Genomic DNA, 20,852 nt, shown 5'->3' with positions numbered 1-20,852 from the left:
GCTTTCAGCCTCACTATCTTCATCACGTATGGATTTAATATCTTTAACGATTGAAAAATCTGAATCATATTGAGAGCCATAATGAATCTATCGTTTTGGCTTTTTCTCTGTTCGATCCATTACGGCCTTCAATTTTTTTAGATATGCATTCTCGGCTTCTAAGTATTCAAGGCGTTTCTTTAATTCTTTGTTTTCTTCCGCTGAAGTTGCCTTCTTCTTTTCAGACATAGTAGTGACTCGCTTCCTGCGATCAGCGAAACCATCGACACCATGTAGATCATATTGATGTTTCCATTGCCATATTGTTCCTTGATTAGAAATATCAAAATGGTCTGCGGCTTCTGGATATGAAGCATTGTGTTTCACCAACCAAATAATTACTTTCATTTTGAAGGATGGAGAGTATCTTGCAACGTATTTGACCTAGTGATACCTTTGAGTCCGTGCTTATTCCACAATCTGATCCAGTTTAGAACGGTATGACCCTTAAAGATTCCTAATCTTTTAGCAATGGTAGTACTTCCGATGCCATTTTTATAAAGTCTGATTGCTTCTATTTTTGTTTTGATATTATATTTAGCCATAGAAAAACCCCTTGGTTGGATTTCTCCAACTCAAGGGGTTCACTTCAATCTGTATTCATTATTAAGGAAACTTGATTTTTATTATGGATTTATAAAGCTAGGCGTCAAAAACGACGTCGACGGATGAGATAAATTTCAATTTCCGCGGAAGGTGAAATTTTTACACGGACTCTGACATTGTCCAAGTTAAAGTTCCACTATAACTGCCTGTTTCAACGGTTGGTGCTAGTTTTAATTTCCAATTATTCACGCCTACATAATTCGTTAATTGCAAGCTCTGTTGGTTTCCTGCAAAATCAGATGTCTGAATAGGTGTGCCAGTTGGTGAGATTGGTTGCCAAGTTCCGACATCGTCAGATGAACTAGTTCTTTGCTTGATAAAAATCAATCCAGAATCATCAGAAGGCAAAGTTTTGCCATCGGTAGTTTTTAATTGAGAAGTCGCATCATCATTATCATATGATACATTCACATTAAAATTGTTACTATTTGGATGGCTAACAATTAATTCACCATTAGTTTTGACATTAGTTAAAGTTTTGGCTTTGCCATAGACGTTAGTGGATCCAAAATCGATTAAATTTGGAACGCTTAGAAAAGTATTTACGTTTTGCACATTTAAATCGGCATCGTTAGTTAATACTTTACTATAGGTTTGACCAGCGGATGTTTTAACGTTTGTTATGTAAGCATTATTGGTTATTGTGCCAGCAGAATTGGCGGTGACAGTTGCCTCAAAACGTAATTGGACGTTTTGTCCGGCTTTTATAGGTCCAACTGCTCCGACATTCATACCCCAGGTTTGATTGTACCAATCGCCAGTAGTTCCTTTTGCTTGGATAGAACTTAAGTCAACTTCTAAACCACTAGGTACCTCATCATTTATGGTAGTTGCGGATACAAGATAATCCTTGCTGCTTGGAGCTACGCTATAGGTAATTAGAGATAACCTATTTTATCGCCCTTTTTTCCAGTAGTAGAATTTTGATAGTCTTCATTGTTGGAAATATTTTTTACTTGTTTCGTAAAGCTTGAATTAAAATCTGCTGCTTGTACGGGAATATCTACGGAGGCATTAAAGGTATCTATAATCGTTGGAGAAACCATGTAATCAGATCCCAAAAACTCAGCTGAATTAACTAGGTTGCCACTCTCATTTAAATTACTTAGAGCATCATTTGTCAAAGTAGCTTCAAACGTAACGGTCTCATATTGATCGTCCGTTAATTGGAAAGGCATGGGGACGGTCAATTTTCTTGTTGTTGAGTCATAATCGGTTGGATCCGGCTGTGACGCCGCAGTACCATTATATGATCTGGTGATAGAGCTGGTATCAATTTGAAGCCCTTTGGGAATTTGATCAACGATTTGTTGAGAATTCCATTTTGCCCCATAACCATTATTGACTAATTTCAAACTGAATTTAAGTTTGTCACCGACTCTATTTGTTCCATCAGATCTTGTTTCATTAGTATAGGTTTTGGTAGGAGTAGGAATAGAATAAGGTTTAGCTGTAACACCCATTGTTGAGCCAAAATGAGCTGTTTCGTTGGGCTTCAAAGTTTTTTCATTCCATTTTAAGATGTAAGAAGAATCAACCGCAGATGCTGTAAGTTGAGTTCCTTTAGGATTGTCGTTTACCTCTGCACCTGTTCCTGAAGGTACTCCTCCAGAAAGACCAGAAGTCCAGTTAGTTGACATTGCTTGACCATTGTAACTATCGAAACCGTCAGGCAATTGATTGGTCGTCATTAAACGATATTCTTTTGATGAATAAATATCTTGAATATATAATCCTTGTTTATTTCCAAGATCCCAAATTGGAACGTGGTCATTAGAGATACCATTATTACTGCTACCCAACTTAGTATCTTCACCAAAAAGCGTAACGAAAGAAGCATCTGTTGATGCAGTATTCTTTACATACATTTCACGTTGAACAATGGCTGAGTTACTTGGTGAAGCCCGTAAAAGTAGCTCTATTTCCATATTATATGTTCCGTTTTTGTAACCAGAATTATTAGTTCTTGAAAAGTTACCAACTATTTTATATGCTGGATTACCGTTTTTATCAGATCCTATGTAGAAATGTTTTGATGTCATACCAGCATTACCTGTAGAACCGTAACTGTCGGGACTTCCCAAAATTGAAAAAGCAGAACCTGTTCTACCGTTTAAAGAGGTAGAATTTTCAGGCGAAATCATAAACCCAGGTGAAGTTGTTGAAACATTTTGCTGATTTAAAGTAGTAGCATTTGAAGCTGAGTTTGATCCTTGAAAGACAGAACTAATATAGTTTCCACCGTCATCCAAGAAAATATTCATCTTGGAAAAATACAAGTTCATACCAGCAGCCACCGAATTATTGGTTATTGAGCTGTCAGGGCCAGATGTAAGATATGAACTGGGAATCTGGTTACTAGTGTTCGATGCGAGTCCAAAAGCGTAACCCAGTTTTAAATTATTAGCAATTGGTATTTCAGCTATCTGATTATTCCCAGATGCCCTCCAGTTAGTAATACCATCATCAAAGTCTGAAGCACTAATAGCAGTTGCTGCAGATACTGTGATATTATTAAAAATTAAGAAGGTAAATATTATTGAAAAAAAGCCCATCAAAAAGTAAAGTTTTTTTCTCATAGCAATCCTTCTCCCCAAAAAAATATATCATAATAATGTTATTATAATACAATTTTATGACACATTTTAATCAATAACTATAAAAGTATATATAGAATATTAATTTGAAATAACTTATTTTAGAAAAGAATATTCTTAGCATTACTAATTATTGAAAGAAGAAAGTATAATGACAGAATTAAATGATAAATTTTCAAATAAAAAAAGGCTTCAAGGATTAGTTATTTTACTAATTCTTGAAGCCTTTTGAGTTAAACTAATAGTTTTATTTGTTGATACTTGTAGCAAAGTCAGCAATATATTCTGAGTTGTCTTTTAGATTAAGACCGCTATTAATTGTTACATCGCCAAGCCAAACATATTGGTTAGATGAAATTTGACCCCAATATGAACCATACTTGTTAACAACTAGTTTAGAAATCTTCCATGCAGAACCGGCAGGAAGAGTTTGATCGTATGAATTAGTTGCATCGTTGTAAGTCTTAGTAGCCACATTAGTTGTAGCAACTAATCCCTTATTAGGTGTAGGAGTTACATAAGTGTTGTTGTTAGTAGTGTCATTAATTTTAACATCGGAGGCAAGCACATAAGCATTAGTAGCAACTTGATAGTAGCTGTTGCTGTTAATAGTTTTAGTTTCACCCAATTGCCATGAAGAATTGGCTGCAAGAGTTGTGCCTGTTTCATTACCGTCAGCATCGACTACTTTAGCAGTTGTAGATAAGATACCAGTTTTGCCAGCAACACTAGCCGTTGTGGTGTCGGTATTTGTGTCAGTAGTTGTATCTGTATTGTCTTCAACAGTCATATTGGTTGAAAGAGCGTACTCGTCAGTAGCAACTTGATAGTAAGTATTGCCGCTAATATTAACGATCTTTCCTAGTTGCCAATCTGTGTTAGCACCAAGTGCACGATTTTGGATAGCTTTACCAGTTGAATCGACTAGGCTAGTTACTCTGTTTGTACGGCCAACTAATTTAGTTGCAGCTTGTGAATTTTGTTGTGAAAGTGAAAGTACTGAAGGTGCTAATAAAATTAATGCCGAAGTAATAAAAATGTTTCTTTTTTTCAAATTTGTTTCCTCTTTTTCGATATGTTTTAAATAAGATACAACTTGATTATATATTAGCAAGTTAGCGATGCAAGACTATATATGAAAATAATTTTGATTAGAAATTATATATTAAATGGATTGGATAGCTTTAGTTATAAATAGGAATTTACAAGTGTATTTTTCAATTTTTATATTATTTTAATAATTTTACTAATTAGCAAAATTAAATATTGCTTATTATTTCGTTCTATATATTTTAATTATTTTATTTATTAGAGTATTATAAAATATTGGAATAGGGGTGATATTTGATACGAAAAATTTTTAGTAAATTTGAATTTTCCTTGTTTTTGCTATTGCTATTAATTTCTTGTATATTTTTTAGTTTTGAAAAAAATGTTGCGACTGTAAAAGCAGATACACAGACGGTGACACCATATGCCACACCAACATCTGATCCTATTGTTTTTTTGGGAATATGGTTTACTAATGGCTATTCTCTGCAACCTGAATCGGATTATTATACTCAAATTGGTCAATCCATCATTATTCATACTTCAGCTAGTAGATCAATTTGGACAGTGTTGACTGGACTAGCGGATTCGCCGCATTATCGTTGGTTTGAATCAACCGATTATGGTAAGAATTGGAGTAGTGTTTCAGAAGATAATGGCGGACATCGAATGAACTTTCCGGTTACTCCTAAAACAGCTGGAACTACCTGGTATCAACTGGATACGCAGTACTATACATTATTAACGCCATTTTTAAAGACTCATATTTATTCGAAAGTTACTGCGGTGCACGTTAAAGATCCAGTGAATGCTACCAAATTAAATGTGACAGCGGATAATGATTATATTTATAATGAATCAAGTTCTGATTTGGCACAGAATTATACTTTTATTCATGCATATCCAGATCCAGCTGATGCTACTGGTAAAATCACTTATACTGTTGGTAAACCTAATTTGGCTAGTTTCGCAGCTGATATTGAAAATGGCGGTACAACTAATCAGTTGGTGGCTAAAGCTGGAGCAGTCGGGAAAGTTAGAGTAACAGCTACGATGCAGAATCCCAATGGTACTACAGTCAGTGGATATAAAGATATACAGGTTGGCGGAGGATTGGACGATCAGAAAGTTAGAGTTGGTCAGCCAGCTACTTTTAAGATGCATGGTAATGTTGACGGAACTAATTCAAATGCTAACGGCAGCATTCAAATCAAGTGGTATAAGTATGATAAAGATGGTAATAAAACTACTGTAGCTACAAGTAATAGTAGTAATTATCAGGATTATGTTGATTACACGATTCCTAAAACTACGATGGATGATAATAACACTCAATATCAGGCCCAAATAACTGTTTCTTTATTGGGAGGAATCATTCAGACTGATAGTTTAACGACTAATAAAGCCAATTTGACGGTAGAAAATGATCCGGATATTTCTATAACAAGTAAAGTAGTTAATAATACTTACGATGACGGGACAAACACAGATGATCTATTAAATAAAGTTACTAATAATGATCAAGTTTCGTATGAGTTTGATTTAAAAAATAATAACGATAATTCTGTTTTGACAGAGGGAAATTATGTTATTCCTCTACATAAGGAAACTAAAGTTAACAAGGTTGAATTAGATGGCAATAAAATTAATAGTGATAATTATTCTTTGATTGATGATTCAGATGAAAACAGTACAGACCTAGTAATCAGTGGGTTGGATTTTGATAATAGTATAAAGAGTCATCAAGTTACAGTTGATACAACTGTTTCAGGGATTAATAATAAGGAAAAATTTAAATCCACACCGTATTATTATGGCAATGATTATGGAACTACAGTTTATAGAAAAGAAGCCATCCAGCATGAAATAAATTATGTGAATAATGATCTAAATGCAACAGTAAGTAATTTGAATTTTGGAACCATCAGTTCAGGAGTAAAAAATCACATACAGTATCGTTCGGATGAGGAAAATTTGCCTAATAATATAGTTAATATTGATGATCAGAGAAGAGATAAAAAAGCAATGAAAGTCTATGTCTCACAACCCGAGTCATTAGGAAATAGTTTGTCATTAAGATATTACGAAAATGGAAAATATACTAATTTGTCAAAAAGTAATCTCTTGATTAATGCTTTTGATAAAGACAATGTTTCCTCCATAGGTTGGAAAAAAGATGACGGAATATTGCTGTATATTGGCAATACTAATCCAATTGCCGGAAAATATAGTACTGAATTAGATTGGACTTTTGATGATAGTATATAATTGATTACTAAATCACGAGCTCGAGGATGTCGAATTATAAAGAGGAACAATATGAAAAATGATAATTGGCAAAATGAATGGGCATATAATAAATATTGGGTAATGTCAAAGTCTCAAAGAATGTACGATAAAATTCGTCTAATGTCGAAAAATAACGAGTGGTCTGAAGAAAAGAATCAAGAGTTTCAAAATGATATCCAATCTTTGGAAAAGGTTAAACCTACAAAGGAAACTTTGACTAACGTTTATCAACATATATGGGGGTATTTCAAGAAAATATGTACTGATTCTGAGAGAAAGGAATATCTTCGATTAGTTGAATGCTTAGAGCCTGCTAATGATAAATTAGGCCCCTTTTTAAAAAATATGACATACAAGTATCAGATAAAATATCTTATGGATTCAAGGATAATAAAAGAGATGAGGAAATAGCAGCTCTTAGAGGTAATGGATGGGGTAGAAAATATGCAACAGTAAACTATATCAATTTCATTTGTTAGTTATGAATGAAATGATACGCCAAGAATATAAGCCAAATGAAAAGTGGTTTGATCCTTTTTATAGAGGTACCAGTTGTAAACCGTATGAAAAATTAGAGGAAGTGCCATCTACTTGTCCAATTTATCCAGAACATAATCAGCAGTATTTAATTGATTTATTTGTGGAAGCACAAGGGATTGATCCAACAGACTTTGCTACCAATAATGCTACGGGTACAGCAATCAAAATGTTGTACAGTCACTTGGAACTCAAGGCTTCAATGACTGAATCATACTTTAGAGATAGCTTAAATGAGTTGGTTAGAGCAATTATGCAATGGTTAAATATATCGGACTATGAGAGTCGAAAGATTAATCAGAAATGGACTCGTACGGCTATTCATAACAGTTTGGAAGATGCGCAAGTTATTTCTCAAGTTTCTAATGTTTCATTTGATGAAGCTATTGCTAAAGCAAATCCAATCGTTGATGATTGGCAGGAAGAAATGAAAAATCGCCGTGATGATGAAGTTAATCGGGATGGCTATTCTAATCCTGATAATCTCAATAATTTGAATGGTAATGAAGATGACTAAGCTCAGTTATTGGGATAAACGTTATCTTAGGATTAAAGCTCAGGAACTTCAGAATACTGCTGATTATGAGAACAATCTAAAATCGAGATTATCTAGCTTAGAGTATGAATTAGAGCAAGAAGCTAATACCTGGTATTCAAAATATGCTAACAATCATGATATTGATCCTGACACTGCTAAGAAGTTATTAAGTACTGTTGGTAGTACTAATTGGACTATGACTCTTGAAGAGTTCAAACGTAAGGCTATTAAAGGTGGTTACACTAAAGAACTAGATTCGGAGTATTTCAAAAGTAGAATAGCTAGGTTGCAGAATTTAGAAGAGCAACTTAAAGAAATTAGTAGTCGTTTTGCAAGTGATGAGACTGATAGTTTATCTAATGAATTAACTAATCAGTTCCAGGAAACTTACATGACGACTATTTTTAATACTCAGGTTCAGCAAAACAAGATTACCAGTGAGTTTGCTAGATTCAATGAAGATCAGATTAAATATATTGTTAATCAGCCTTGGCACAAAGAGGATTTCTCTAAACGAGTTTGGAAGAATTATCATGAAGAACTTCCTAATCAATTAGTTGATGTCATGCTACGTGAAACGTTCATGGGTTACAGCCCTCAAAGTGTCACTAAGATGTTTCAACAAAGATTTGAAGGTATTCGTAGACATCAAATACATCGATTAGTCATTACCGAGATGGGTCATATTGCTGAACAAGCTACTTCTAAAGCTTATGAGGAGTCTGGTATTGAAGAGTTTCAATATATGGCAACGCTTGAATCTCATACTTGTGAAGTTTGTGCTCACTTAGATGGTGAAATATTTAAGATGTCAGAGAAAAAGGAAGGTATTAACTATCCTTTAATTTATCCTCATTGTCGATGTACTACTGTTCCACATATTGAAGGACTTCCTGATGTTAAGAAACGTTGGATGCGTGATCCAATTACTGATAAAGGAAGATCTATTGAAAATATGTCCTACAATGATTGGTATAAAGCTATGCAACAGATTGCTGCCGATAGTATAATTGGTATAAGGACATCGGATGGTGTTAATATTACTGGCATTAGTCAATATCTTGTAGATAGGTCACTTGAAAGAAATGTATCGATTGATGACATAAAAGATGCTTTGATAAATCCACTAAAAATTTTTCCTGTAAAAGTTGATACTTACGGAAGATCTTCAAAAAAATATGGTGGTGCTAAAGTAACGGTAGCAGTTAACCCTGAAACAGGTAATATTGCTACAACGTATCCAACTTCAACAAATAGAGCAAAGAAATGGAGGAGTGAAAATGATAATCAATGAAGTATTGAATAGTGAAGAAATTAATTTTTTAGAAGAACATATTTCAAATGTGAATTATAATCGGGAATTAACATCTGATGAGTTCGAGGACTTTTATTCTAAAGTTGAAGATTTATATACACTCCAAGGTTTTGATGAAAGCTATGATTTGAATGACATTGGAAAAGCCGCTGAACCCATTATAGATAAGCTTGCTAAATACTAAGGCACCCAACAATTGAATTGAGTGCTATTTTTGTACCCTTTTGACCTAAGTAAGTCGTAAAAGTGCTTATTTTTTATACCTTGATTGTGGTCGCCCCACGTAAATCTAGCGAGAGAGGATTTTTAATTATGAAACGAGAATTTTTAAAAGATTTGAACTTAGAAGATAAAGTTATTGATCAGATTATGTCTGCCAATGGTGCTGATATTGAAAATACCAAGAAGTCATTCGGAGATGTTGATTCCATTAAACAAGAGAATGAGTCATATAAGACACAACTTGCTGAACGTGATAAGGATATCAAGTCACTATCCAAACAGGTTAAAGATAATGATGATTTGTCTAACCAGTTAAAGGATTTACAAGGTAAATACAAGACAGATACCACTAATCTTAATAATCAACTAAGTCAAACAAAATTGAACGGTGCTTTGAATGAAACTTTAACTGCCGCCAAGGTTCGTAATCCTAAAGCTATCAAAGGATTGTTGAATATGGATGACATTAAATTGAATGATAAAGACGAATTGGTTGGTGTTAATGATCAGCTCGATTCGCTCAAGAAGACGGATGCCTATTTATTCGATGAAGGACAGCATCAAGGATACAGTCCTGCTGGTGGTAATGGTTCTCATGATAAGAATGACGTTCAAACATTAACTAATATATTTAAAGGAGAGTAATAAATAATGCCAACAATTAATCATGTTGACGCACTTAATTGGTTAATGAAAAAATAAATGGTCTAGTTAATGATTTTAGTATGGATTCATCTATATTAGATAAAGTTTTCGATAAATTTATAAAGGCATTACCTAGTGACCTGATCGGTCTTCTAGATAATGCCTCTTGATGTAAAAAAACTATATTTTTCTATTAAACCTCAACGTACTCAATAGTTGAAGGCTGTTGTTGTACTTTCAACCTTTAGAAGAATAATTAAAAATTCTAAACAGCTGTTTAATTTAGCATCTGAAATACTTAATTTGTTTAGGTGTTTCAGATGTTTTTTTTAATGGAGGGGAGCAACTTATTGAATAACTTTGATAGTAATAAAAAGTATTTTGGTCGTTATCTTAGGTATGTTAAGCAAGTGGAAAGACTTGCAGAACGATATAATGAGTTGAGTGTAAAGGTAAGTTCTACTCACGGTGTGGAGCTTGATGGTATACCTAAAGGTAATAAGAATTACTTTTTAGATGATGATATCGTTGAATTAGATGAGTTAGATCATAGAATCAAATTAATAAAGAATGAGAGTATAGGTTTTAGACGTGAGATAACAAGTGCTTTAGATCACTTAGATAATCCAGATTGTTCAGCAATACTAGAGGAAAGGTTTATATATAATAAACCAATGAATGTTATTGCTGATGATATATATAAGTCAGACAGACAGACTAAGTACAATACATAGTTACCATGTATCTCCTCCTATTTAATACGTACCCCGAGTACCTCGGTAGTATAAATGGTATGTTGTTTATGGCATCATGGGTATATGGTAGTGTAAAGGCTAAAGCAATCGTATATAACTAAGTAACAATTATTTTTATCATCTATTAATCAATTGAGTGAATAATTATGTAGATCATCATTGATCAACAAATAGATTGAAGTAATAATAATCTTGGATCGTTGTGAGTTGGGATAGAGTGGCAAGTGGTAGCCATAGTCAGGGCAGTATGCTGATAGGTTTGTGTTAGTGATTATAAAATTAAAAAAATAAACAAAAAAACAATTATTTTTTTGTTTTGGTGCTATTGAATAATATAAAAAACAAATGTTTAATGCTTATGCAGACCCTTGCAACGCCGTTCTAAACGTTCTAATGAAAATTGATTGAGCCAAGATTTCAAAGGCGGGCATGAGACCCCCTAATGGCTCACAGTCGAGGTTCACGCCGTCACTGTACATTTTTTCTCATGAATTTTGAAAGGAGTGTTAAAAATGAATATAGAGCAACTTAAATTCAAAATAATTGATGAAATGTGTGGTTATACTTTTACTTACAAAGGTCAGCCTTGTGGCATGGAACCAATCGGGAAGCAAGCCAACTTTACGTTTCAAGCATGGTCTGGAGATAAGAATAAGGATTACAAAAATATTGATGAATTGATGACAGATAAATTTTATTCTGGCAAATCACTTAGTGAATTGATTGATACAGTTGAATTAGATTTTATTTAGTGGAGAGTAGGAAAATATTATGAATATTGAACAGCTTAAAGCCAAGATATTAGATGATGGTTCTGGCTTTACGTTTACTTTAGACAGTAAACCATGCGGTATGGAACCAGACTCAAGAAATAAAGAAACTTATTACCCAGCTTGGTACGGTGATAAAAATAAAGACTTTAATAATATTGATGATCTAATGAGTGATGAATTCTTTGGTGGTAAATCAATGGTTCAATTAATTGATGATATTGAGTTAGATTTTATTTAAGATTCTAAATAGATGTTTAGGGGAGTTATATGAGTTTAGAAAAAGTTAATCTTTGGGTTCAAATAGTTAGTACGGTAGCTACGTCTGCTGGTGTTTTAATATCACTTCATTATTCAAGAACTAAATCAGAAACAAAGTATTCCTTCTTTTGTAAACTTATTAATCAAGAAAAAAGGATATTAAGCCAGTATGATTATAGAAAAATAGAGTTTGGCGCTATTAGTGCTAATGAATTTAATATTGGAATTCAGCAAGTAGGTATAGAATTTATATCGAATCCTTTTAAAAAGGAAGTAATCTATAGAGATTCTAAATCTTTTGATGAGAATAGTGGGGAAATTGCAAAAGCCAGAGAAATATATTCCAATAAATCCAATCCATATTTTGGTTTAAAAGAATTCAATGATAAATGGGATAAAAAAATGTTCGTAAGACCATATATTATTGATATGTCTGGGAGAATAAAAAAGATGAATTGGTTCAAAATGCTTAAACATAGATTTAGAGTAAAGGATTTTGCTTATAAAGGAATTCCATACAGTTATTTTGATTTGCTTTAATGAAAATAATGGCAAAACAGACTTTTTACAGTTAGATAGTAAGATATTTAAAAAGATTAAATCAGGGGAATATAATGTCGAAAACACAAACGTTAGATCAAGCATGGCATTTAATTGATTTTCAAGCCAATTTATTCAATTGGGGACTTGGAATAATTACTTTAATATTTGGAGTTGCTGTATTAATACAATGGGGATTGAATCATAAAAAATTATCAAAATTAAAGAATGAAATTACAATTGAGTATGATGGAAAAATCGTAGAATTGAAAAATGAAATTGAGTCTTTAAAAACTGACATGAAACCCATTACAAATATGGATGATACATTGATGGATTTAAAAAATAATTATGATAGTCTAATAGAAAATATTGAAATTTTAAATATGAAGACTTCAAATCAATACCAGATTAATTTTATGAGCGATCCTCAAATTGCTGAGAATAAAAAAGAAGTATTACAAAGTTCCCTAAAAAGATTTGGTTATCAGGTAGATGGTGAATTACATAATATTCTTTTAGAAACAGAAGGAAAAAATTATCAAGATAAAAAAATGTTCGATATAAGGGTTTCTTTTATAGGCATTAGAAGAAATGAAGAAAATATAAAATCTAATATTGAAGTATTGGTTAATAAGGCAATACCAGATGCTCTTGATATTACTGTGGATAAATATAAAGATAATTCATTGTAAAAAGAATGAGTGGTATGAGTGGAGAGGTAAAATAAGCATGGATGGTCTAAATAATATATATTCACCAAACTTGGATATTGATGTAGTTAGTCTTAATTTAAATTAAATCAAAAAAATGTTATTCAAATTATATGAAATGGGAAAAATGTTGACTTACTTGGCTACTTAAAAACGTTAATTCATCAATCATCAATGTTTGAAGACATAGTATAAATTAAATCAAAAAAATGTTTTATCAGAGATGCTTATTATTAATGAATAAACCTGTTATACTATGGATATACAAAAAGAGAGATGCAGTAGTTACATCTCTCAATTATATATTGCTGTAGTAAACACAAAAGATATAGTAAATCAATGGTTAAAGCTATCTATTCAGTCTTTTGTATTACTATTTTGATAGACCTAATTAACTTTTGCAGAAGTTAATTTTGAAAGGTCTTTTTTTTTATTAGATCTTTAAATTTATCAATAGCAATAATTAACTTTCCCATACCATCCAAAGTACTTGCAGTTTCATTTAATAACTGTGAAATAGCGTTCATTAGATAAGCTAGGAATCCGATAAATATTGTTACCAATATAATTATGCCGACCAGTGTTTCTAAGGCAGTTCCTTTCTAAGGAAAATGATGTTTTGATTGAACATTGACATCACTCACTTTCTTGGTTTTGCCACTGATTTACTACGGTTCTTATTATACCAAGATTTTCAATTCATTTGTTAAGTACAATTACAAGAAGATTGGTACCATATCGGTTAAAGTGCTTGGTATCATTGATAAATAAACAGTTTATCATCTGATACAAGATATAGATTTTTTTTATTTTGTATCACTACACATAGTTATAACGACTAAATATATATAACATAAATAATTTTAACGAGTTTTAACATCTTATTTTCATGTGGTCAGTTTAAAAAACTGTTATAATATGAGTGTACAAAAAAGGAGATGCTCGAACATCTCCCAGATAGCCCGTTTAAGACGGTAGCTACTTTAATTTTATATTGTTAATCAAATAACCGTTAAACCTGCTAAAGTTTAAGGACGGTTATTTTTTTCGATTAAATTCGAGTATTAGAACTACTAACGTTGCAAAAGAAATCATCAACGTAAGAGCCTGGTAAACACTCATGGTCATCCTTTCGAGAGGTAAAGCCATTTAATTAATCTCATATAGGCATCACCTCACAGTATCATGAAGTTAGCCACCGTCATTAACTTGCTATCGTTAATATTATCTAATACCAAATAGATCAATGAAAGTCACTTATCAGAATCTTAATAGATAAATGACTTTTTTATTTTGTCGTAAATATATTAGAACCTGTGTTTTACTTGTGTAAAAGTAGATTGTTTTTGAATTTCTAAGAATGCTAATTTATCAGTATATAGAGCTGATAAAGTGGGTATAATTTTAGATCAATAAACAACCGTAGTTACAACTATCCTTGTTGAAATGTAATAAAAAGTAGTAATTGTGTATTAACATTCAGCAAGTTCACATAAGTTTATTTTTAACTGTAAATCGTCAACTTGCATTAACTATTTTGAATTGATTGGTTAATAATTCATAACCACTAAAATGGTGGATAAGGTTTTAAAATAGTATGCAACCTTACTAAAAATGGGTGCACCCTTTTTTGCATAAGGTTGCACCCCTAAATTACTGATAAATAAGTATCTGTAATTATGGCTATGATGGGAAATGATGGCATGAAATGACCAGTGTTTGCTATTGCTATAACCCTGATAAGTCCTAGCATTGATGTTAAGTAATGTTAAGGTTTGAATGGTGTGTAATGGTGGAGTTAACCTAGTAAAACCTAGTATGAAATTGCAACCTTACATGTTCACAAATGCTCACATTATTTTGAAATACACCCTAAGATTTACTAAGATAAAATTGAGTAATGTTGTTTTTTTTATGTAAGGGGCGTTTGAGAGAGCGCCCCTATTGAACAGTTCAGAAATATTAATGTAATGCTATGCGTATCAAGGGATAGAGCAACTATACAAGGGATGTCGTATAACAGAAATTAGGAAACAAATACGGATGTAATTAGGTGCGTACTTAAAGTACATTCCTAATTGTTGGGAAATATTGGTATTAATAATACCTAACTACTAATCTAAGGCAATAAAAAACCACCACATAGAAAATGTGATGGCAACCGCCCCAGCCAGTAATATTGTTATTTCAAATTGGTACCATTTGACTACCAAAATGACTACCAAAAAGATGTTATTCATTAATTCTTAAAACTATCAAAATAAATAAAAAACCAGCTATATCAATGCTTTAAGCACTCGATATAACTGGTTATTTTTTGCTTAGTGGAGGTGAGGGGAATTGAACCCCTGTCCAAGCATAATGCTATGCAAGCGTCTACACTCATAGTTGTATCATTTAAAAGTTCGCCACTATGAACGCCATACAACCAGGCTAACCATAATGGCTATTCCGATACTCTCTTTTTAACTATTCAGAATGCATAGTCAAACGTAGCCTAATTAATTTGAGACCCATTTCTAACCCTTAGGCAAAGTCAGAACGGATCACGCTTAGACTGTTTTTAGGCAGCTAATGCGTAAGAATTATTATTTTTTGCAGTTATAATAAACTGTACGTTTTAAAGGGACGCAGGGCCCTAAGTGCAGCCTGCACGCTACTACACATGTCGAATCCAGAACACCCCCAAAGATGTTCACTTAGACATGATAACTGAATTTTATATAATAAGCAAATAGTATGTATCTTACTATATATAAAATATTAATGCTTTGATGGTGCTACTTTCATTTAATGTTGTTAAAATATGTATTGTAAATGGAGGTATGAAAATGACAGAAGAAAATGAAAACAAACCTTTTTACAAAAAGAATTCATTTTGGATTATAATCCTCTCCATTTTTATTATTGTATCAGCGACGACTTATATTTCTAATTATTCAGTCTATAAGGGCAAAGCTGATCAAGCTACGGCTAGCCAAAGTAAAGATGCGGCCAAATCAGAAAAAAAGGAAATTAAAGAAAGTACCTCATTAGTAGATAGATATAATTCTATAAAAGCTGGTAAAAAGGGTTTTAGCAAAAAGATGGTTATTGATTTACTAGGGAATCCAGCTTCATCTCAACAAATCGATACTAACGGTAAAGTCGAAAACTTAATTTGGAATGGAATTGATGGTAAAAATAATATTTCAATTCAGATAACTTTTGAAAAAAATAAAGCCACAGCAAAATCGATTCAAGGTTTAAACATAGATAGGAAGAAACTTTTAACCTTGGCTGATTTTAATGAATTAAAAAATGGCGATAGTTATAACCAAGTGTTGAATATCTTAGGTGATCCAGATGATTATTCGGATACAAACGGAATTAAGACTTTAACTTATGAATCAGATTTGGATGAAGCTGATTCTAGTGAAGATGCTTTAATTAAAGTTGAAGTTTCTAACAATAAAATCATCGATTTAGAACAACAAAATCTCAAATAAAAAAAGGTGCATATGTCAAAACACGATCTGCTTTGATATGTGCGCCTTTTATTGTGTAATATGTTTTTGATGAAAAATTCCAAAGCCCTTAATGGCTAAACTGGAAATTCCAACAGACATGACGGCTAGGAGAAAAGAAATAATATCTGTTAGAGCAATATTACCTAAACAGACAATAGCATCAATTACAAAAAGACTGATGTATTTATCTACCCCGAAGCTTTTGTGGATAATCATAGGTGGAACAGTTGTACCACCGCTAGACATATTCAATGTATATAAAATTGCTAAACCAATTCCGAAAATAACACTTCCTACTACTATAGAGACAACTCTATTATTAGGAATCAAATTATAAACAGGTGTGATATATAACAATAGTGGAAGCATAAAACTTCCAAGTGCTAATTTAACCGTTGTTTGACGATCTAAATGCAAGTAAGCCAGTACTAACATCACAATATTTATGACAAGAACCGAGATGAATGTTGGGATTTTCCATCCTGCTTGCAACAATATTGCAATTCCAGTGGCACCACCGGCTGCAATACTGTGCGGCTCGAAGAACATATTTAAACTGAATGCGATAAGTTCCAAAGCAACTAACATTATTAGTAGTTTTGCGGACAATCTTTTCTTATTCTTCATATATATAACTATAGCATGAATATATAGCCATGACAATAAAAGTACTTATTACCTAAAATATAAATATTTCAATAACGTTACTTAAATTACATAAATCAGGGAAAATGTAACTTTGCAGACATTGTTATGTAACACTGACCTGTTAGTATAGCACCATAGCAATTGAGAGAGCTCAATAATTTTAAAATATAAGGATGTAATTAATTTATGAAAAAAGTTTTATCTATCGCTTTAGTAAGTGCAATGGCTTTAACAGGAATTCTTGCTTCATCAACAACTAGTACAGTACAAGCTGCCGTTACAAACGGAAGTACAGTTACAGTTGAAAAAGGTGATACATACAAGAGTATCGCAGCAGCTAATGGAATTAGCATTTCTGCCCTAGAACAAGCTAACGGACGTGAAGTTGGCGGATTTGACTTAATCTATCCAGGCGAAACAATCACATTGCCAGGTGCTACAACTACTGATACAACAAATACAACAGACACAACAACTGATACAGCAGCTACTACACAAGCAGCAACAGACACAACAAGTGATGCTACTGCAACTACAGCTACTGACTCAACACAACAAGCAGCTACTGACTCAACACAACAAGCAACTACTGATACAACTTCACAAGATAGCACAACTCAATCAACAAGTACTACAACTGGAACATCACAAGGAACATTTAAGATTTCCTTCTATGATCCTTCAGTTCTAGGTTCTGATATGGGTTATGGCGGTGTTGCTGCTAACCTTTCAGTCTTCCCTAAGGGAACACAATTGAAGATTACTTTAGCTGACGGTACTGTACTATACAGAACTGTTAATGATACAGGAACATTTGCTAACAGCAATTCACAACAATTAGACGTTGCTATGCCAAGTTCATCAATTCCATCATATGGTGTTACAACAGCATCTGTTGAAGTGTTGTCATAATTATTAATAGATAATGAAAGAATTCTCATAGGTGAGGATTCTTTTTTGTTTAAAATAGTGTTTTGAAGTTGACGTTTGTTTCAATTGAGAGAAGTGAAAATATTAATTAATATCTAATGTTTTCTAATTTAAAAACAAATAAAAATAATTTCTAAATATTTTTATATTTAAAATATATATTGATATGGCGTTATAAATCCTATAACGTCAAATGTCTCAATCTATTTAAAAATAAGGCTTTTAACATCATAGAGTTTATAAATAACATTTGGCATTAAAAATAATATTAGAAAGATAGAATTAAAAATCTAATTTTATCAATTGACATTTCAAAAATTAGATTGTATTATCTAACCAACGATTAACAAAAGATATTTATTAAACAAATTGATCGGGGGAAGTAATTCAATCTCGTTTGTACAGAAAACCTCTATTTGCTGAGATGAGGGCAACGACTTGAATGAAAATGACCCGTGATTGGTGCGCTGAATCCTTCAGGATAAAGATGCAATGGTTGGTACCCTTTACAGTACACGCGTATAGATAATCTGTGCGTTGTTAAGGGGATAAGTGTAAATTTATTCCGAATTAGAATGGTACCGCGAGGAGTCGCTTCTAAAATAGAACTTTTAATAGTTCGTTTTAGAAGCGACTTTTTTTGTTTTAATAAGATGTTTTTAGTTGGTTAAGTATTTTAGACAAGGTGGGAAAAAATATGAGTAAATTCAAAAAGTTTGGCAAGGTTATTTTATTAGCTTTTACAGCATTATTTATTTTTGTTTTAGCTGGCTGTGGAAATCAAAACAGTGGTAAAACCGTAAAGGTTGGTATTAATCCATCAGATGAAACAATCTGGAAGGTTGTTCAAAAGAAGGTTAAGAGTGAAGGAATCAACTTACAAATTAAAACTTTTAATGATTATAACCAACCTAATACAGCATTGAGTCAAGGGGAAGTCGATATCAATGCTTATCAACATACAGATTTTCTAAATTCATGGAACAAGGCACATCATACAGACCTAGTATCAATTGGTAAGACAGTTATTCAACCAATGGCTATGTATTCAAAGAAAATCACTAAGCTTAGTCAATTAAAGAATGGTGATAAAATTGCTATTCCTAATGATGCTTCTAATGAAGCTCGTGCATTACAATTACTTGAGTATAACGGTATTTTAAAATTAAATGATAGCAAGACTTTACCATCAACAAAGGATATTACTGAAAATAAATTAAATTTGAAATTTACTACAGTTGACGCAGCTCAAACAGCTCGAGTTGTTGGCGATGTAACAGCTTCTATCGTGAATGGTAATGTTGCAAATGATGCTAAGTTGAATCCTAAGAAGGCTGTTGTAACAGAAAAGATCAACAAGAATTCAATTCCTTGGATCAATATTATCGTTGCTCAAAAGAAAGATAAGAATAACAAGACTTACAAGAAAGTTGTTAAAGCTTTCCAAAGTAAAGATGTAGAAAAAGCTATCAAGAAAGTATATGGCGGAAATGAAATTCCTGCTTGGAATGCTAAGTTTTAATTGATGTTTTAAAATGAGGAGGTTTTCTAATGTCAAAATTATCAGATCCATTAATTCAGAATTCGATTGAAAATTTAAAGAAATATATTGCACTACCATCAGTTTCAGCAAAGAATCAATCTATTACTGAGACAGCCGAATTCCTCAAGAATTTATTAAAAGATTTTGGAGCAGATGTTCAAGTTTGGGATGAATATGAATATCCAGTTGTCTTTGCTGAAATCAAACCTAAAGAGCCAAGTAATACCACGATTCTGATCTATAATCACTATGATGTTCAACCAGCAGAACCGCTTGATCTTTGGAATTCAGATCCGTTTCAATTGAAAATAACCGATGATAAATTTATTGGTCGTGGAGTTTCTGATTGTAAGGCTGATTTGATTAGCCGAATCGCTGCTTTAAATATTTATCGTCAAGAACATGGTGATCTTCCTTGCAATATTAAATTTTTGATTGAAGGTCAAGAAGAGGTTGCTAGCCGTCATTTGGAAGACTATTTAAAAAAATATCATGATCTTTTAGGTGCTGATTTGGTAATTTGGGAATCGGGTTACAAGAATGAACGTGAACAATTTAATTTTACTGGTGGAAATAAAGGTGTGCTTTGTTTCGAGCTAGAAGCAACTTCAGCCGATATCGATTTGCATTCATCATTCGCTGCAGTAGTTGATTCTGCTACTTGGAGACTAGCTCAAGCTTTAGATGCCTTGAGAACTCCAGAGGGCGACATTAAGATACCTGGTTTCTATGATGATGTTGTAGAACCAACTCAAAAAGAAATTGATTTGGTTAATAAAGCTGCAACACCTGATTTAAAGGCTAAATGGAATTTACAAGTACCATTATTGAAGAATAAGTCAGTTAATTATAATTTAACGTTTAATCCTACTATTAATATAGAGGGAATTAGCAGTGGCTGGGAAGGTGAAGGTGTTAAAACCGTTACTCCTAAGGCTGCAACCGCTAAATTAGAATTTCGTTTAGTACCAGACCAAGATCCACATGACTTATTTGATAAATTAAAGAAGTATTTAAAAGACCAAGGATTTACTGATATTAAAGTAAAATATCTACTTGGTGAAAAGGGATATCGTTGGGATCTTGATAGTCCAATTGTTAATAAATTGATTGGTACGGCTAAAGATTTCTTTGGTGGCGAGGATAAAGTTGAAGCATTGCCTTCAAGTCCTGGTACGGGTCCTATGAAGTTAGTAAATGAATATACACATGCTTCAATTGTTTCAACCGGAGTAAGCTATTCTAAGGCTGGCAATCATGCACCAAATGAAAATATTAGAATTCAAGACTATCTCGATTTTATTGATTTCTTTGATCAATTCTTGAGTAAATTAAGGGAGTAATT

At 32.6% G+C, this 20,852-nt stretch carries 22 protein-coding genes, 1 other RNA gene and 1 pseudogene; 16 read left to right on the top strand and 8 right to left on the bottom strand.

Translation table 11 applies throughout. The features are described from left to right. Positions 1-87 precede the first annotated feature (87 nt). The 5 genes from FD26_RS00985 to FD26_RS00965 all read right to left on the bottom strand — a co-directional run bounded on the left by FD26_RS00985 (position 88) and on the right by FD26_RS00965 (position 4,296). Positions 88-387, bottom strand: coding sequence for a helix-turn-helix domain-containing protein (locus FD26_RS00985; RefSeq protein ID WP_057866588.1), 300 nt, complete (start codon positions 385-387; stop codon positions 88-90). Next, positions 384-584, bottom strand: coding sequence for a helix-turn-helix domain-containing protein (locus tag FD26_RS00980; protein WP_057866587.1), 201 nt, complete (start codon positions 582-584; stop codon positions 384-386). The genes FD26_RS00985 and FD26_RS00980 overlap by 4 nt, the downstream gene beginning before the upstream one ends. Positions 585-744: 160 nt before the next feature. Beyond that, complete coding sequence (locus FD26_RS00975; protein ID WP_057866586.1) at positions 745-1,377, bottom strand: hypothetical protein; 633 nt, start codon at positions 1,375-1,377, stop codon at positions 745-747. Between the two features lie 146 nt (positions 1,378-1,523). Beyond that, positions 1,524-3,224, bottom strand: a complete 1,701-nt coding sequence (locus FD26_RS00970; RefSeq protein ID WP_057866585.1) for an isopeptide-forming domain-containing fimbrial protein — start codon at positions 3,222-3,224, stop codon at positions 1,524-1,526. 265 nt (positions 3,225-3,489) lie between these two features. After that, on the bottom strand, positions 3,490-4,296 hold the full coding sequence (locus FD26_RS00965; protein ID WP_057866584.1) for an SLAP domain-containing protein: 807 nt from the start codon (positions 4,294-4,296) through the stop codon (positions 3,490-3,492). A gap of 410 nt (positions 4,297-4,706) precedes the next feature. Here FD26_RS00965 and FD26_RS00960 point away from each other — a divergent pair, with 410 nt between their 5' ends. From FD26_RS00960 to FD26_RS00910, 12 genes and pseudogenes are all read left to right on the top strand, one after another. Then, the gene (locus FD26_RS00960) at positions 4,707-6,560 is read left to right on the top strand and encodes a hypothetical protein (protein WP_147000140.1); all 1,854 of its coding nucleotides are present in this window, start codon (positions 4,707-4,709) and stop codon (positions 6,558-6,560) included. A gap of 51 nt (positions 6,561-6,611) precedes the next feature. Further along, entirely contained in the window at positions 6,612-6,992 is a 381-nt protein-coding gene (locus tag FD26_RS00955; RefSeq protein ID WP_057866582.1) for a YbgA family protein, read from the top strand. Then, positions 6,986-7,206: pseudogene (locus FD26_RS11235) on the top strand (TIGR02328 family protein); the annotation flags it as partial. The gene FD26_RS00955 and the pseudogene FD26_RS11235, both read left to right, overlap by 7 nt. Before the next feature lie 81 nt (positions 7,207-7,287). Beyond that, on the top strand, positions 7,288-7,635 hold the full coding sequence (locus tag FD26_RS11230; RefSeq protein WP_232230855.1) for a phage portal protein: 348 nt from the start codon (positions 7,288-7,290) through the stop codon (positions 7,633-7,635). After that, complete coding sequence (locus tag FD26_RS00945) at positions 7,628-8,950, top strand: minor capsid protein (protein WP_162254843.1); 1,323 nt, start codon at positions 7,628-7,630, stop codon at positions 8,948-8,950. Before FD26_RS11230 ends, FD26_RS00945 begins: the two co-directional genes overlap by 8 nt. Next, positions 8,937-9,155, top strand: coding sequence for a hypothetical protein (locus FD26_RS00940; RefSeq protein ID WP_057866579.1), 219 nt, complete (start codon positions 8,937-8,939; stop codon positions 9,153-9,155). Before FD26_RS00945 ends, FD26_RS00940 begins: the two co-directional genes overlap by 14 nt. A 128-nt stretch (positions 9,156-9,283) precedes the next feature. Continuing rightward, positions 9,284-9,838 carry a phage scaffolding protein gene (locus FD26_RS00935; protein WP_057866578.1) on the top strand — a complete coding sequence of 185 codons (555 nt, stop codon included), beginning with the start codon at positions 9,284-9,286 and terminating at the stop codon, positions 9,836-9,838. Positions 9,839-10,188: 350 nt separating this feature from the next. Beyond that, positions 10,189-10,572 (top strand): hypothetical protein, encoded by a 384-nt coding sequence (locus tag FD26_RS00930; protein WP_057866577.1) that lies wholly within the window; start codon positions 10,189-10,191, stop codon positions 10,570-10,572. A gap of 533 nt (positions 10,573-11,105) precedes the next feature. Beyond that, a complete protein-coding gene (locus tag FD26_RS00925) occupies positions 11,106-11,345 on the top strand; it encodes a hypothetical protein (RefSeq protein ID WP_057866576.1) in 240 nt (79 codons plus the stop codon). A gap of 19 nt (positions 11,346-11,364) precedes the next feature. Continuing rightward, on the top strand, positions 11,365-11,604 hold the full coding sequence (locus FD26_RS00920) for a hypothetical protein (protein ID WP_057866575.1): 240 nt from the start codon (positions 11,365-11,367) through the stop codon (positions 11,602-11,604). Positions 11,605-11,633: 29 nt separating this feature from the next. After that, positions 11,634-12,164: a hypothetical protein gene (locus FD26_RS00915; protein WP_057866574.1), complete on the top strand. Its 531-nt coding sequence runs from the start codon at positions 11,634-11,636 to the stop codon at positions 12,162-12,164. Between the two features lie 74 nt (positions 12,165-12,238). Then, positions 12,239-12,859 (top strand): hypothetical protein, encoded by a 621-nt coding sequence (locus tag FD26_RS00910; protein WP_057866573.1) that lies wholly within the window; start codon positions 12,239-12,241, stop codon positions 12,857-12,859. A gap of 1,056 nt (positions 12,860-13,915) precedes the next feature. On the opposite strand, the gene FD26_RS11435 is transcribed toward FD26_RS00910, so the two are convergent. Both FD26_RS11435 and ssrA read right to left on the bottom strand, forming a co-directional pair. Further along, entirely contained in the window at positions 13,916-13,999 is an 84-nt protein-coding gene (locus tag FD26_RS11435; RefSeq protein WP_225868753.1) for a putative holin-like toxin, read from the bottom strand. A 1,200-nt stretch (positions 14,000-15,199) separates the two neighbouring features. Beyond that, positions 15,200-15,564: a transfer-messenger RNA gene (gene ssrA, locus FD26_RS10830) on the bottom strand. A gap of 144 nt (positions 15,565-15,708) precedes the next feature. Here ssrA and FD26_RS00905 point away from each other — a divergent pair. Next, the gene (locus FD26_RS00905) at positions 15,709-16,365 is read left to right on the top strand and encodes a DUF3862 domain-containing protein (RefSeq protein WP_057866572.1); all 657 of its coding nucleotides are present in this window, start codon (positions 15,709-15,711) and stop codon (positions 16,363-16,365) included. Positions 16,366-16,413: 48 nt separating this feature from the next. Here FD26_RS00905 and FD26_RS00900 read toward each other — a convergent pair whose 3' ends face one another. Beyond that, positions 16,414-17,013, bottom strand: a complete 600-nt coding sequence (locus FD26_RS00900) for a YitT family protein (RefSeq protein WP_082596205.1) — start codon at positions 17,011-17,013, stop codon at positions 16,414-16,416. A gap of 207 nt (positions 17,014-17,220) precedes the next feature. Between FD26_RS00900 and FD26_RS00895 the strand changes: the two genes are divergently transcribed. The 3 genes from FD26_RS00895 (at position 17,221) to FD26_RS00885 (ending at position 20,850) form a co-directional block, all read left to right on the top strand. Then, positions 17,221-17,946, top strand: a complete 726-nt coding sequence (locus tag FD26_RS00895) for a LysM peptidoglycan-binding domain-containing protein (RefSeq protein ID WP_057866570.1) — start codon at positions 17,221-17,223, stop codon at positions 17,944-17,946. 715 nt (positions 17,947-18,661) lie between these two features. Next, positions 18,662-19,486 carry a MetQ/NlpA family ABC transporter substrate-binding protein gene (locus tag FD26_RS00890; protein WP_057866569.1) on the top strand — a complete coding sequence of 275 codons (825 nt, stop codon included), beginning with the start codon at positions 18,662-18,664 and terminating at the stop codon, positions 19,484-19,486. A gap of 29 nt (positions 19,487-19,515) precedes the next feature. After that, positions 19,516-20,850 (top strand): M20/M25/M40 family metallo-hydrolase, encoded by a 1,335-nt coding sequence (locus tag FD26_RS00885; RefSeq protein WP_057866568.1) that lies wholly within the window; start codon positions 19,516-19,518, stop codon positions 20,848-20,850. The last annotated feature ends 2 nt before the right edge of the window (positions 20,851-20,852 follow it).

This window comes from Companilactobacillus crustorum JCM 15951, from assembly GCF_001434585.1.
Taxonomy (GTDB): Bacteria; Bacillota; Bacilli; order Lactobacillales; family Lactobacillaceae; genus Companilactobacillus; species Companilactobacillus crustorum.
This window is presented reverse-complemented; position numbering and strand designations above follow the sequence as displayed.